At 39.8% G+C, this 13,958-nt stretch carries 14 protein-coding genes; 2 read left to right on the top strand and 12 right to left on the bottom strand.

Translation table 11 applies throughout. The features are described 5' to 3' along the window. Window positions 1-18: 18 nt before the first annotated feature. From FLM54_RS13235 to rplU, 7 genes are all read right to left on the bottom strand, one after another. Window positions 19-492 carry a peroxiredoxin gene (locus FLM54_RS13235; protein WP_178956609.1) on the bottom strand — a complete coding sequence of 158 codons (474 nt, stop codon included), beginning with the start codon at window positions 490-492 and terminating at the stop codon, window positions 19-21. Window positions 493-556: 64 nt separating this feature from the next. Further along, a complete protein-coding gene (locus tag FLM54_RS13240; RefSeq protein ID WP_178956610.1) occupies window positions 557-2,497 on the bottom strand; it encodes a methyl-accepting chemotaxis protein in 1,941 nt (646 codons plus the stop codon). Window positions 2,498-2,689: 192 nt separating this feature from the next. Further along, window positions 2,690-3,064: a DUF3718 domain-containing protein gene (locus FLM54_RS13245; RefSeq protein WP_010391650.1), complete on the bottom strand. Its 375-nt coding sequence runs from the start codon at window positions 3,062-3,064 to the stop codon at window positions 2,690-2,692. An 82-nt stretch (window positions 3,065-3,146) separates the two neighbouring features. Beyond that, on the bottom strand, window positions 3,147-3,638 hold the full coding sequence (gene folA / locus FLM54_RS13250; RefSeq protein ID WP_171039647.1) for a type 3 dihydrofolate reductase: 492 nt from the start codon (window positions 3,636-3,638) through the stop codon (window positions 3,147-3,149). 74 nt (window positions 3,639-3,712) lie between these two features. Further along, window positions 3,713-4,864: an Obg family GTPase CgtA gene (gene cgtA, locus FLM54_RS13255; protein ID WP_178956611.1), complete on the bottom strand. Its 1,152-nt coding sequence runs from the start codon at window positions 4,862-4,864 to the stop codon at window positions 3,713-3,715. 153 nt (window positions 4,865-5,017) lie between these two features. Next, window positions 5,018-5,275 (bottom strand): 50S ribosomal protein L27, encoded by a 258-nt coding sequence (gene rpmA, locus FLM54_RS13260; protein WP_008114963.1) that lies wholly within the window; start codon window positions 5,273-5,275, stop codon window positions 5,018-5,020. A 16-nt stretch (window positions 5,276-5,291) separates the two neighbouring features. Next, window positions 5,292-5,603, bottom strand: a complete 312-nt coding sequence (gene rplU, locus FLM54_RS13265) for a 50S ribosomal protein L21 (RefSeq protein WP_138609006.1) — start codon at window positions 5,601-5,603, stop codon at window positions 5,292-5,294. 423 nt (window positions 5,604-6,026) lie between these two features. Here rplU and ispB point away from each other — a divergent pair, with 423 nt between their 5' ends. After that, complete coding sequence (gene ispB / locus FLM54_RS13270) at window positions 6,027-6,998, top strand: octaprenyl diphosphate synthase (RefSeq protein ID WP_138764886.1); 972 nt, start codon at window positions 6,027-6,029, stop codon at window positions 6,996-6,998. A 76-nt stretch (window positions 6,999-7,074) separates the two neighbouring features. On the opposite strand, the gene mdh is transcribed toward ispB, so the two are convergent. Further along, window positions 7,075-8,007: a malate dehydrogenase gene (gene mdh / locus FLM54_RS13275; RefSeq protein WP_008466462.1), complete on the bottom strand. Its 933-nt coding sequence runs from the start codon at window positions 8,005-8,007 to the stop codon at window positions 7,075-7,077. Window positions 8,008-8,232: 225 nt separating this feature from the next. Between mdh and argR the strand changes: the two genes are divergently transcribed. Then, on the top strand, window positions 8,233-8,700 hold the full coding sequence (gene argR, locus FLM54_RS13280; protein WP_008466460.1) for a transcriptional regulator ArgR: 468 nt from the start codon (window positions 8,233-8,235) through the stop codon (window positions 8,698-8,700). A 55-nt stretch (window positions 8,701-8,755) separates the two neighbouring features. Here argR and FLM54_RS13285 read toward each other — a convergent pair whose 3' ends face one another. From FLM54_RS13285 to FLM54_RS13300, 4 genes are read right to left on the bottom strand one after another with little or no spacing between them, the layout of a single operon-like run. Then, window positions 8,756-9,655 (bottom strand): Dyp-type peroxidase, encoded by a 900-nt coding sequence (locus tag FLM54_RS13285; protein WP_138764887.1) that lies wholly within the window; start codon window positions 9,653-9,655, stop codon window positions 8,756-8,758. Window positions 9,656-9,694: 39 nt separating this feature from the next. Further along, a complete protein-coding gene (locus tag FLM54_RS13290) occupies window positions 9,695-10,750 on the bottom strand; it encodes an ABC transporter ATP-binding protein (RefSeq protein ID WP_138764888.1) in 1,056 nt (351 codons plus the stop codon). Continuing rightward, window positions 10,751-12,382: an ABC transporter permease gene (locus tag FLM54_RS13295; RefSeq protein ID WP_178956612.1), complete on the bottom strand. Its 1,632-nt coding sequence runs from the start codon at window positions 12,380-12,382 to the stop codon at window positions 10,751-10,753. Beyond that, on the bottom strand, window positions 12,382-13,386 hold the full coding sequence (locus tag FLM54_RS13300; protein WP_178956613.1) for a Fe(3+) ABC transporter substrate-binding protein: 1,005 nt from the start codon (window positions 13,384-13,386) through the stop codon (window positions 12,382-12,384). Before FLM54_RS13300 ends, FLM54_RS13295 begins: the two co-directional genes overlap by 1 nt. Between the last annotated feature and the right edge of the window lie 572 nt (window positions 13,387-13,958).

Genomic DNA, 13,958 nt, shown 5'->3' on the forward strand with positions numbered 1-13,958 from the left:
CTGATAAACGCAGATTAGTTATAGTTTAGCTAAAACGACTTCAGCGCTACTTATTACAAATTCTTTTTCTTGCTCGACAAATAATTGGTTAACAACACCACTATCTACAACCATAGCGTAACGTTTCGAGCGCAAACCACCAAAGCCTGCGGTATCTTTTTCAAGACCTAAAGCACGAGTAAAACTGGCATCGCCGTCTGCCAGCATATCTATATGCTCTGCATTTTGTGACTCACCCCATGCTTTCATCACAAATGCATCATTTACCGATACACAGTAGATAGCGTTAATACCCTTAGCCTTAATTTTATCGGCTAGCGCGATATAACCAGGCAAATGAGCATTCGAACAAGTGGGTGTAAAAGCACCAGGCACCGCAAATAACACAACTTTTTTATCTGTAAATAATTCATTATTAGTGAGTGTTTGCATACCTTTATCACTAAGCTGAGATAAATTTACTGCAGGTATTGTCTGACCTAGCTCTATCATATTAATTCCTTAGGGTAATTAAATAGTCTTTTAGCATACAGATTAATATTTAATTCGTCTTCGATTAATCGCTGTTGTTATCTAAACCTAAACCTTCTTTAATAGATGTCATTTGCAACTCTAATTGCGAGCCTATATCAGCAACTAATTCACTCGACTCACTTACTTGGCTTTTCATATCATGCATTGATAGAGTAAAGTCACTAAGGAAATTACTTTGTTGTTTAGCCAATTCCATTGCATCAATCGCAACTTTATTAGCCTGCTGCGCATTATCTGCAACTCCTTCAGAGTTTGCTTTAAGCTCTTGAGCATTTGCAGTTTGTAACTGTGCATCCTCAGTTAATGCATTGATTTGTTTATAGACTTCTTGAGAGTTTTCGCTTAGTAGCGCCAATTGATCATTAATCTCTTTTAACGAACCTTGAGTCTGCATAGCTAATTGCCTTACCTCATCAGCAACCACGGCAAAACCTCGACCTTGCTCACCTGCTCTTGCTGATTCAATCGCAGCATTGAGCGCGAGTAAGTTTGTTTGCTCAGCGATGGTACGTATGACCGTAATAATATTGCTTACTCCCTGTACCCCGCTCAGTAATTCCTGAACACTATGCATACCTTGCTCAATTCGCTGCTGTGTATCAGAACTGGCATTAAGCATACTTTTGGCAAAACCAACACTTTGTTGCATTGCTTCATAAGTACTTTGAGCATTTTCAGCAGCTTGAGCATTGATATGATTAACCTGCTCGCCAAGTTGCTGAATATTAAGAAGCAGTTCTTCATTGTGATTTACCTGCTGATAACTCGCATTACTTTTTTGACCTATCGTGTATAAATGCCCACTCATCTGCTGCATGAAATCACTGACTACATTAAGCATATCTGCTCTTTCTTGCGCTTCCAAACGCTGGCGTTCAATTAACTGGTTAAAATACTGCGCTATTTCACCCACCTCTGTTTTAGGGTTATTCACTGTAATATTTTTTAACTCATTACTTTCGATTAAGAATGCAAACCCATCTCGCAGTTGTCGTAAAGGTTGTAAAACCTGTTTACGTTGCACCCAATAAACACCAAAAGCTAATATTACTAGTCCACCTATTGCTATTCCAAACACCCAGAACACTTGTTGCTTTACGGTATCTTGCTGCGCTTTTAATGTTTGCTCTGCCTCAATCACTGTATTTGATAGTAAGCTAATTTGTTCGCGTAACTCATTTGTTCCTGAACGACGTAGTTTTGATTGCGATAAAGTACTGCTTAAATCACGCAGATAACGTTTAGGCCAACTCACCAACTCTGCTTTTATTTCAGCAGCCAAATCTTCAGGTTCTTCATCTACAAATAAAGCAAATTCATCAACCTCAGTCATTACTCCTAAGTTAGGTAGCTGCTCAATTTTTACAGCTAGTAAGTTTAGGGTTTTTATACTTTGTTGCAGGTTTTTCTCTATCTCAGGTTGGTAATTATTTAGCAGCTGATAAGTCGATAGTGATAAATTAACCACTTCACTGTAATAATCACTCGCTAATTTATTGTAGCTAAGAGCGTTACTGGCTTGCGTTGATGCTTTTTGCGCATAATTCATAAGTGAAGAGGCTGAGCCGGCCATTTGTCTAAGCGCGTTATCTAACAGCGCAGTTTCATTGCCAGAGAGTTTTCCAAGTGATCTGTATTTACCATTAATATCTGTATCTAATAAAGTTAATTGTTCAGCTAAACGAGCTTCTAACTCATGAGGAAGCACCGTTAACTGTTGCGCTTTAAGTTGCTCAATCAAGGTAGATGATTGTTTTAAGTATTGGCTATTACCTTGCGCTAAGTAACTCTCTAATTGATTGGCAAGCTCAACCATTATGCTATTTTTTAAATGGCTGTATGCGCTATCTTGTTGCTGAAGCTTTAGTAATGTATGGCTTGCCCATAACAAGGTCGCGGCTAGAAGGATACTTGCAAATGTTAGTAAAATGGCTAGTAAACGGGTAAAAAATGATACACGCATAAATATATCTCAAAACTGAAATACACATAGAGTATTGAATTTTTATGACATATTTATGTAACAAGAGTAATAAGGATAAATACGTGAGGGAATTAGACTTAAAGGTAGTTAGACAGGATGTAAAATGACAATTTATCTAAGTAAATAAAAAACCGCGTTTAAACGCGGTTTTTTTATTAATTAAGCTTTTATTTAAAGGCCTGCACGGTCTTTAATAATAGGGATTAAAGGTGAGCCTGCATGATTTGCCTCAGCCCAAGCAATATCTGCACCGTCTTCAAGTGAGCTCTTAGATAAGTTTTTAACAATGTACTCGCCTGTATCAACTGCATTACTTGCAACAGCATGACGCAATAAGTTATTACCATTACAAAAAACTGCATCATAGATATTACGAACTTTCACACGTGAACTTTTTAATTTGCTACGTAGACGGTTTTTATCATCACCAGCAATGTATTCACAAACTGAAACAGCTAACTGGTCATTAGCGCTTGCAGGCGCAGTATAAGCAAACGAACCCGCTGCAATAGCAGCAATTACAACTAGTTTCGGTAATTTAATCATTGATTGGACACCCTATATTAATACTTTTTTCGTACTCGACTGTTTAATATTGTACCAACACGCTCAGATTTTGGCAATAATGTTAAGAGACTTTATTCAAAGTTACGAATTTATAACTATATTTATTTTTCTCATCAGGCGCCATCAACATTTCATCTTCAATTTGCCAATTTGCAACACTTTGGTAATCAGGAAACTGTGTATCCCCTTCTACATCTAAGTCTATAAAGGTTAGATATAAGCGATGTGCTTGCTCTAAGAACTGTTGATAGATGTTTCCACCACCAATAATCATCACTTCGGCAATATCATTAACAAGCTCAAGTGCAGCTTCAGGAGTAGTTACAGTTTCAATTCCTGGTGCTTGATATTCAGTATTGCGAGTAATAATAATATTACGACGCCCAGGTAGCGGCCTACCTATCGATTCAAATGTTTTACGCCCCATAATAACGGGCTTACCAGAAGTTACTTTTTTAAAGTGCTGAAGGTCGCCAGGTAAGTGCCATGGCATTTTATTATCTAAGCCAATGACACGATTGTTTGCCATTGCTGCAATCATTGAAATTATCACACTAAATACCCAATACTTTATTATTAATCAAAGAAAAAGGAGCGTTAGCTCCTTTTAAATATATACAATTATAGTTAACGCTCGTAGACAACTTCTACGTCGTAATCATCTTCATCCCAATCATCCCAGTCATCATCATCGCCTTTAGTGGCTTTTTGATGGTAGGTATCCCACTTAAATTCAACTTCTTCATCTGCAACTTCAACAAATTTTTCTTTAGGCATGTTATCAAGTAGCGTCATGATGTCGTGAATTAATGGCTGAGTATTTAATTTATTAATTGCAGCAATACTATAAGTATTTTCAGACTCACCTAACTCTTCTGCAATTTGCTCACATAGAGATTTGGCTTCATCTTCAGGCAATAAATCAATTTTATTAAATACCAACCAGCGCGGCTTTTCAGCAAGCTTAGGACTGTACTGATGTAGCTCATTGATAATTGCAAAAGCATTATCAACAGGGTTTGAGCCATCAACTGGCATAACATCAATAATGTGTAATAACACACGACAGCGCTCTAAATGCTTTAAGAAACGAATACCTAAGCCTGCGCCGTCCGATGCACCTTCAATTAAGCCAGGAATATCGGCGATGACAAATGACTTATTTGCTTCAGGACGAACAACACCTAAATTGGGGATAAGCGTAGTGAATGGATAATCTGCTACCTTTGGTTTTGCAGCCGATACACTGCGAATAAAGGTTGATTTACCGGCATTAGGTAAACCCAGTAAACCTACATCAGCGAGTAGCATTAGCTCTAATTTAAGGTTACGCACTTCACCAGGTGTTCCGAGTGTTTTTTGACGTGGGGCACGGTTAGTACTTGATTTAAAACGCGCATTCCCCAAGCCATGGAAACCGCCTTTTGCAACCACAATTCGTTGACCATCTTGGGTTAAATCCCCTAATGATTCTTGCGTATCAACATCAATGATACGTGTACCTACCGGCACTTTTACAATCAGATCTTCACCTTTTTTACCGGTACAATTACGGCTTTGACCGTTAGTACCACGTTCTGCTCTATGAAAACGCTCAAATTGATAGTCAATAAGGGTATTTAAGTTTTCATCAGCTTGTAGATAAACACTACCACCGTCTCCACCGTCACCGCCATCAGGTCCACCATCTGGAACATATTTCTCACGACGAAAAGACACGATGCCGCTGCCACCGTCACCAGCTTCTGCGCGAATTTCTACTTCATCTACAAACTTCATGATTACTCACTTTAGGGATTGGCTTGTTAATAACTCTATTATATACCTAAGTGGCCTATAGAGCACACTGAGCATAAAAACACTTAGGTATATATTTAGAGCTGCCTAAAACAAAAAACCCCGCAAAGGCGGGGTTTTTAACTACCTTACTGATTACTCAGCTACGATAGTTACGTATTTACGGTTTAAAGGACCTTTTTGTTCAAACTGAACTTTACCATCTGCTTTTGCGAAGATAGTGTGGTCTTTACCGATACCTACGTTTGCGCCTGGGTGGAAACGAGTTCCACGCTGACGAACAATGATGCTACCCGCTAGAACTGATTCGCCACCAAAACGCTTAACACCTAGGCGTTTGCTTTCTGAATCACGACCGTTACGAGTACTACCAGCTGCTTTTTTATGTGCCATTTCTAAGTACCTCTAATTAAGCGCTAATGCTAGTGATTTTAACTTCAGTGAACCATTGACGATGGCCCATTTGCTTACGAGAATGCTTACGGCGTCTAAATTTAACAACCTTAATTTTCTCACCGCGACCGTGTGAAACAACCTCAGCTGTTACTTTACCACCGTTTACGAACGGTACACCAATCTCGATCTTCTCACCATCAGCAACTAAAAGTACTGAATCAAATTCCACTGCCGCACCAGTTTCAACGTCTAATTTTTCAAGACGAATCGTTTGACCTTCAGTCACACGATGCTGTTTACCACCACTTTGGAAAACCGCGTACATAATTAACTCCGTCTGTGCACCCTCAAATCGGCGCAACTAAAATATTCTTCGATAGGGCGCGAAGTTTACGCTAACGCGAAATAACTAGCAAGCCTATTTTTATAATTAAATGAATAAAAAGTAGCTACATTGAGGGCAATTCAATATTTCCCCTATTTTATATGAAAATCCCCCTTTGCCAAGCGCTTTTTAACGGTTACAGAAAATAAATTTGTAATAACAAAGCAAGCCCATGTAGTTCAATTAACCGCCAGGGGTGATTCAAAATTAAACCACGCCGTTTAATCATTTATTCAGCTAGTTAATAGGTCATTTAACCTACTTAAGGGTGTTTTTTTAAGGAATCATCACAAAATATCGAGCTGATGCGTTTTTTGTTGTACAATCTGCGCCGTTCACACATTAAAATTGGCTCGGAGATCAATGGATATAAAAGCTATCCAGGCGTTAATCGAAAGCGATATGAATGACGTCAATCAACTAATACATGCGCAAATGCGCTCAGATGTGGCGTTAGTTAATCAACTTGGTTTGTATATTGTTAACAGCGGTGGCAAACGTGTTCGCCCCATGTTAGCTATTTTGGCGGCTAAAGCGCTAGGTTACCAAGGCAAAGATCACATTACGCTAGCAACAATTATTGAATTTATTCATACCGCAACGCTTTTACATGACGATGTGGTAGATGAATCTAACTTGCGCCGTGGCACACCCACAGCAAATGCCGAGTTTGGTAATGCCGCAAGTGTCCTCGTGGGAGACTTTATTTATACTCGCTCGTTTCAGCTAATGGTAGGCCTTGGTAAAATGCAGATAATGCAAGTGTTGGCCGATGCAACCAATATTATTGCTGAAGGCGAAGTGCTGCAATTAATGAACTGTAATGACCCAGATACTACTGAAGCCAGTTATATGCAGGTTATTTACTCTAAAACCGCTAAGTTATTTGAAGCTGCAACCGGGCTAGCTGCCATTATAACTGAGCAAGATGACAGTGTATTAAACGCACTCAATTTGTACGGTATGCATTTAGGCACTGCTTTTCAGTTGGTGGATGATGTTTTAGATTACAACGCCGATGCCGACCAACTGGGTAAAAACATTGGTGATGACTTAGCTGAAGGCAAACCTACATTACCACTAATTTATGCCATGAAACACGGTAGCGAGCATCAAACACAGTTAATAAGAGATGCAATAGAGCACTGTAATGGTATGGCGCATCTAGATGAGATACTCGCTGCACTTAAACATACCAATGCCCTTGAGTTCACTATGCAAAAAGCAGAGCAAGAAGCAGAGAAAGCGATTGCTTGTTTAGATTGCTTAGCTGAGTCGAATTACAAGCAAGCATTAATTAGCTTAGCTAGAATAGCGGTTGATCGCGACCACTAAGTTATACTGTGTAGATAATTCCGAGCAATAAAAAAGCCTGCAAATGCAGGCTTTTTTTATGGGTTAATTTTGGCTATTACGCCATAAAATCAACACCTTCTTTAATGTCTTTTTTCAGAGTTTCAAGCATGTCATTTTTTGCTTGCTCTTCAAATGCGCTTAGTGTGCCGTAAGAAAGAATTTCTTCTACGCCATTTTTACCTAAACGTACTGGATGTGCGAAGTACTCTGCATCACCATTTTCAACAGCAACGTATGCATAATCTACAACGTCTTCACCTTGTAAGCCTTTAACTAAAGACATACAAAAACGTGCAGCAGCAGCACCCATTGATAATGTTGCAGAACCACCGCCCGCTTTAGCATTAACTACTTCAGTACCCGCATTTTGGATACGTGGAGTCAGTGCAGCCACTTCTTCATCAGTGAAAGTAACACCTTCAACTTGAGAAAGTAACGGTAGAATAGTTGTACCTGAGTGACCACCAATTACTGGAACTTTAACGCTTGCTACGTCAACGCCTTTAAGCTCAGCAATGAACGCTTCTGAACGGATCACATCGAGTGTTGTAATACCAAATACACGCTTAGCATCGTAAGTTCCTGCTTTTTTAAATACTTCAGCAACAATTGGTACAGTACCGTTAACTGGGTTAGTAATAATACCCACAAGCGCTTTAGGACAGTTAGCAACAATGCCTTCTGCTAATGTTTTGATGATACCAGCGTTAACATTAAATAAATCAGCACGATCCATACCAGGCTTACGTGGCATACCCGCTGGAATAAGAACGATATCACAGCCTGTTAGTGCCTTATCTAAATCGTCTGCACCAAAACCTGCAACTTTAACATCTGTTGGGATGTGAGAAAGGTCAACAGCAACACCAGGAACTACTGGCGCAACATCATATAGTGATAATTCAGAGCCAGCTGGTAAGCCTGTTTTTAATAATAAAGACAACGCTTGACCGATACCGCCTGCAGCACCTAATACAGCAACTTTCATTGGAATTCTCCGTGATTTGAGGTAGGAAATATTTGTGGTTCATAAGATAAAGAAATTAACGACTAAAAACAAATTTATCCTGCTTATTTTAGCTATATTTTCGACCATAGTTGTAAACTTTGCTGTTTAAACGCAGCAAAATGGCAACTTAAGCAAACATCTGCTGCATAATTATGCATTTTTGTGTAGAATTTGCAGTATCTATTACATAACTAATTAGACACTATGCAACCACAAGATAAACAAGAAGCATTGGTTAAAGCCTTTAAAGCACTTTTAAAAGAAGAAAACTTTGGCTCACAAGGCGAAATAGTTGATGCGTTAAAAGAGCAAGGCTTTGATAATATTAGCCAGAGTAAAGTGTCGCGAATGTTAAGTAAGTTTGGCGCGGTACGCACCCGTAATGCAAAACAAGAAATGGTATACTGTTTACCCGCTGAAATGGGGGTACCAACCGCTAAGAGCCCGTTGCGCCAGCTCGTTATTGATATTATGCATAACGAAATGATGATTATTATTCGCACCAGCCCTGGAGCTGCTCAACTCATTGCGCGTTTACTTGACTCATTAGGCAAAGCTGATGGCGTATTAGGCACTATTGCCGGCGATGATACTATTTTTATAGCACCAGCTAAAATCTCAGAAATAGACCTCACACTAGAGCGTGTTCGTATTTTATTTGATACGGTTTAATCACTAACGCTGTAATAAAGACGGCTATGAATAATACATAGCCGTTTTGTAATTGTTATAACTGCTTTAAAAATCGTACTGAGGGGGCAAAAAATGCAGAGCCCATATCCGCCTGAGTAAAATCAAGCCAGTGATCATAATTCTCTCCCTGCCCTAGTCGGCTAGTTAGCACTTTTTCGAATGCATCCCCTTTAGCAGAGCACGTAATCACTAACATACCTTGCTCATACACATCGCCATAAGGCATGCTTTGGTTAAGTAACAGTGCCTGACCTTGGTCATCTTTTAATTCACTGCGGGTCGCATGGCTGCTCTCAAGTGCGGGGCTGAGTAAGGTATTATCAAGGCGTGTGCGACCCATTATTTGCTCTTGTTCATGTAATGACAAATGCTGCCACAAGCTCAAGTCATGTTTGAAGCGCTGCACATGAATGTAACTACCTTGGTCTTCAAAACTATCCGGTTTGTTTATTAATGCCGTTACACGCTTTTGACGGCCATGTGGGGTATCGCCCGCATAAATAAAGCCATTAAAATCACGGCCATCTAAAAAGCGAAAATTACGAATTTGCTCCACCAGCTCAACATCAGGGGTGAATAGTTTGAGTATTTGTAGTGCAAACAAATGATTCACGTCTTCTCTGTCTGAGCGGATTTGCACAAACAAATCACATGGCCTTGCACTCATAACAAAGTCGCTATGGGTAATATTAGGAAAGCTTTGCAGCTCACTTGGCATGAAGTCAGGTAAAATATGTGGCCAATATTGCGCACCAATTGCCACCATGCAAGAAAGCATAGATTCAGAAAACTGATCACTAAACTCATCTTCAATATCGCTCACTTTTTTAAGCTTAGCGCGAAGTGATTCGTCGTGACCGTCAAGTACATTAAAAAATAAGTGCAAACCGTGTAAGTTTGCTTCAGCACAAATCCCTGATTGCGCTTGCACCATTGTTATTCCTTACTTTTTAGAGCAAAACACAGTGATTAATTACGATTCAAAAAAATTCACAGTGTGCGGTTTTATTTTTATTATAACCTGTTCATTAATTTCAAATGACTGGCCATACTGAGCTGCAACTTCTATTTCTTGTTCAGCAATAACCACAGTGTATACATAGGCAGAGCCGATGAAACGACTACTTAGTATTGTAACGCACTCACACTGCAGCAGCTCGTTATTGTTATTAGTGGCAAGCTCAAGCTGGTGTGGACGCACATAAATAACCCCCTTTTCAGCCACTGCGTGTTGCTGTGGCAGTATTGACTTAACCACACCAAACTGCGTTTCATATTCAGTGGCTGTTAATGCAGTTGCGCTTAAGTATATGCCCTGACCCAGAAATTCTGCAACCTCCTTTGAACTTGGTTTAGCAAAAAGCTGTTCTGGGGTGCCTTGCTGCGCAATTTTACCTTGGTGCATAACCGCAAGTGTATCTGAAAATGCAAACGCCTCTTCTTTTGAGTGAGTAACAAATACTGCCGACACTTGTTGAGCTTTAATAATACGTCTTATATCAGCGATTAACTCAAATCGGACTTGGGTATCAATATTAGAAAACGGCTCATCTAACAATAGTAAGCTGGGTTTATAAGCTAATGCACGCGCAATCGCTACCCGCTGCTGTTGACCACCTGAGAGTTGATGTGGATATCTATCTGCGCAGCCAACCAAGTGCACAAGTTTTAACATTTCATCCACGCGAGCCTGTTTATCCGTTTTGCTCATACCGCTTAGACCAAAGCCAATATTATTCGCCACCGTTAAATGTGGGAACAATGCGTAGTCTTGAAACATCATGCCAATATTACGATGCTCTGGTGACACAAACGTATTGGCGTCACTGACTAACTTACCATCAATAAATACCTGTCCTTGTTTGGCTTCAATTAACCCTGCAATGGCTTTAAGCGTGGTGGTTTTGCCGCAGCCACTGGCACCGAGTAAACACACTATTTCGTCTTTACCTAAGGTTAAGTCTAAATCATCTACAACCTTAGTCCCGTTATATGCATAGCTCACACCTTGTAAAATCAAACTACTCATTTAACTACGTTGCTCCATTGAACGATTAATAAAATATAACGGAATAAAACCTACCACCACTATAAATAAAGCTGATATGGAGGCCAGCTCTAATTGTTCATCGCTAACATATTGAAACACGTGCGTAGCTAAACTTTCAAAATCAAAAGGCCTTAGCAGTAAGGCTGCGGGCAGCTCTTTCATACACTCAATAAATACCAATAAACCAGCGGTTAATAAGCCTCGGCGTAATAAAGGCAAATGCACTAAGCGTAATGTGTGGCCTTGGCTTTTCCCCATTGACTGACTTGCCATATCAAGCGAGGGGCTAATGCGTGAAAAGCTCGACTCTATAGCACCATGAGCCACGGCGTAAAACCGCACTATATAAGCAAAAATAATAGTGAGTAAGCTGCCAGTCAGTAATAGACCAATATCTAAATCATAAGGAGTCAGAATGCGGTTAATAGTATTTTCTAATAGGGTGAGTGGCAACAATACAGCAATCGCTAATACTGTCCCAGGGAGTGCATACCCGGTACTTGCTAAGCGCCCAGGTATAAGTGGGTTTGCTTGTTTTGCAATGCGCTGATAAAACACCACTAAAACACTCAAAACAATAGTCACTACACTCACTACTGCGGCCACTTTCAAACTTTGCCATGCATAGCTAAAAAATTCACTACTCCACGCTTGATCAAAATACGTGATTGCATACTTGAGCAAAACAACCATGGGAATAATAAATGAGATTATTAAAATAAGGCTACAAAACCCCGTTGCTAACCATGCAGACTTACCTTTAAGAATATAAAGTGCCTCACTGTTCACACTCGATTGACGTTCAAATACAGCTTGGTTACGACGGCTAAAACGCTCGGTGATCAATGCTAAGAATAGCAGTAACAACATCACCCCTGAAATTTTTGCTGCCGCAGTTAATGAGTAATAACCAAACCAAGTATCGTATACTGCGGTGGTTAATGTACTGACTGCAAAGTAGCTAACGGTAGCAAAATCAGCCATGGTTTCCATGCTGATCAAAGCCAGCGCAGCAACAATAGCACCACGAGAAAGCACCAAGCTTACTTTAAAAAAGCTTTTCCATGCACTTAATCCCATTAATTGGCTTGCTTGAACTAATTTAAAGGATTGTTCACGTAGTGCGGTTTTAAAAATTAAATATAAATACGGGTAGAGTACCAGCGCAATCATGATGATAGCCCCTGGCAAAGTGCGTATATCAAAAAACCAGTAATCATTGGGTGATTGCCAACCAAACCATTCTCTTAGTGTTATTTGTATCGGCCCCGCGTAGTCGAGTAAATCCGTGTACACATAAGCAATAATATAGGTAGGCATGGCAAGCGGCAGCATCAGTGCCCATTCAAACTGTTGTTTGCCAGGAAAACGGCAATAAGCGGTGAGCCAACCCAGTGGCAACGCAATCAGACAGCTAAGTAACCCTACACCTAAAACCAGCAATACGGTATTACTTATATAGTCCCACAGCACGGTATTCCACAGGTGAGTAAATACCTCTGAGTCGCCTTGTAAAGATTCTACTAGCAGAAAAAACAACGGGGTCGACAGTAATAACCCTGTCGACCACGCAATAAGCTGCCACTTCGACAGCTGAAATTTATAAGTCATTAAAGATCGAACTTCACCTCATCAATTAGCTTAAGGGCTAACGGACGATATTTGCTAATTTCATCAAGCGGTAAGCTGTCTTCCTTAAAGCTTCCCCATGATGCAACCAAACTTGAAAGCTTAACACCTGGCTTGACCGGGTACTCCATATTGAGCGAGGCATACATATTTTGCGCCTTATTGTCGGTCATATACTCTATAAGTTTCAAGGCATTTTCAGGGTTTTTAGCATACTTAGTAATTACCGCACCCGATACGTTAATATGCGAACCACGGTTAGTTTGGTTTGGAAAATTAATATTAACCGCATCTGCCCACGGTTTTTGCGCTTCATCTTGCAACATTTTACCTAAGTAGTAACTGTTACCTAAAGCTAAATTACATAAACCTTCTTTAACGGCTTTCACTTGCGCACGGTCATTTCCCTGCGGCTTACGCGCTAAATTCGCTTTTACACCCTCAAGCCATGTTTTAGTCTGTACTTCACCATGATGAGCAATCATAGAAGCCACTAACCCTAAATTATAAGGGTGTTTACCAGAGCGAGTACAAATTTGACCTTTATATTCAGGTTCGGCTAAATCTTCATAACTCAGCTCAGGTAATGGACCTAAACGCTCTTTTGAAGAGTAAACATTTCGCACTCGCTTAGTGAGCGCCACCCACTGACCATCGCCATCACGAAATGCAGCCGGCACATTATTATTAACCTGCTCACTATCAATTGTTTGCGTTAGCTTTAGCTCTTCTAACTGAATTAACGCACTAAAGTTAGAGGTTAATACTAAATCTGCTTTGCTGTGCTTGCCTTCACGCTTAACACGTTCTATTAAGCCTTTTTTAGCAAACACAACATTAGTTTTAATGCCTGTTTGCTGTGTAAAATCATCTAAAATAGGTTTAATTAAAAAAGGTTGTCTAAATGAGTAAATATTCACAACATCGGTTGCAACAGCAGGTGCTGAGACAATTAGTCCAACGACAAGCGCTAGTGTTTTTTTCATATTTTCTTACCTGACTAATAATTATTATCATTAATTTTACCGCGATGAACTAAAAAGTGCACACTTTATATAATTACTTAGTGATAAATACGCCCAAAAAAGAAAACCCTTGTAAGATATCTCTTACGCTTATGGCAGTAAATGAGTAAAAACACTCTGCATAACACTCCACAAACATAGCAAGCCATTGTATTTTAAGTGATTTATAAATATTTCATTTGTAAGAACATAAACCATAAGCGGTTTTATCCTACATTTACTGCAAATCACTCTCTATAATTAACCCATAAATAAGCAACGACGCTTACCGAGTAAATGGAAACGGATTAACTACTCGAATACCAAGGTTTGGTTTTTAGGATAACAGGGATTTAAGGACAGGCTCAGGATGAGTATCGCAATGGATTGTTGCACAAGGGATAGCATCAGGATGATGCATAATGGATAACAACATCGGAATAGTTGTTTATAAAGGATAGGGAACAAGAAGGACAGGCCCTTAGGGCAACACAACGGAATGGTAACAAAGGGAATGCACTCGGATGTGCAATAAGGATTGGTAATAGATTTTA

This window comes from Pseudoalteromonas sp. Scap25 (assembly GCF_013394125.1).
In the GTDB taxonomy this organism is placed as follows: Bacteria; Pseudomonadota; Gammaproteobacteria; order Enterobacterales; family Alteromonadaceae; genus Pseudoalteromonas.

Coding starts and splice junctions, on each gene's coding strand:
- argR (WP_008466460.1), top strand. CDS start 8,233: ATGCAACCACAAGATAAACAAGAAGCATTGGTTAAAGCCTTTAAAGCA.
- FLM54_RS13285 (WP_138764887.1), bottom strand. CDS start 9,655: ATGGTGCAAGCGCAATCAGGGATTTGTGCTGAAGCAAACTTACACGGT.
- FLM54_RS13295 (WP_178956612.1), bottom strand. CDS start 12,382: ATGACTTATAAATTTCAGCTGTCGAAGTGGCAGCTTATTGCGTGGTCG.
- rpmA (WP_008114963.1), bottom strand. CDS start 5,275: ATGGCACATAAAAAAGCAGCTGGTAGTACTCGTAACGGTCGTGATTCA.
- FLM54_RS13245 (WP_010391650.1), bottom strand. CDS start 3,064: ATGATTAAATTACCGAAACTAGTTGTAATTGCTGCTATTGCAGCGGGT.
- FLM54_RS13300 (WP_178956613.1), bottom strand. CDS start 13,386: ATGAAAAAAACACTAGCGCTTGTCGTTGGACTAATTGTCTCAGCACCT.
- ispB (WP_138764886.1), top strand. CDS start 6,027: ATGGATATAAAAGCTATCCAGGCGTTAATCGAAAGCGATATGAATGAC.
- mdh (WP_008466462.1), bottom strand. CDS start 8,007: ATGAAAGTTGCTGTATTAGGTGCTGCAGGCGGTATCGGTCAAGCGTTG.
- FLM54_RS13290 (WP_138764888.1), bottom strand. CDS start 10,750: ATGAGTAGTTTGATTTTACAAGGTGTGAGCTATGCATATAACGGGACT.
- rplU (WP_138609006.1), bottom strand. CDS start 5,603: ATGTACGCGGTTTTCCAAAGTGGTGGTAAACAGCATCGTGTGACTGAA.
- FLM54_RS13235 (WP_178956609.1), bottom strand. CDS start 492: ATGATAGAGCTAGGTCAGACAATACCTGCAGTAAATTTATCTCAGCTT.
- cgtA (WP_178956611.1), bottom strand. CDS start 4,864: ATGAAGTTTGTAGATGAAGTAGAAATTCGCGCAGAAGCTGGTGACGGT.
- FLM54_RS13240 (WP_178956610.1), bottom strand. CDS start 2,497: ATGCGTGTATCATTTTTTACCCGTTTACTAGCCATTTTACTAACATTT.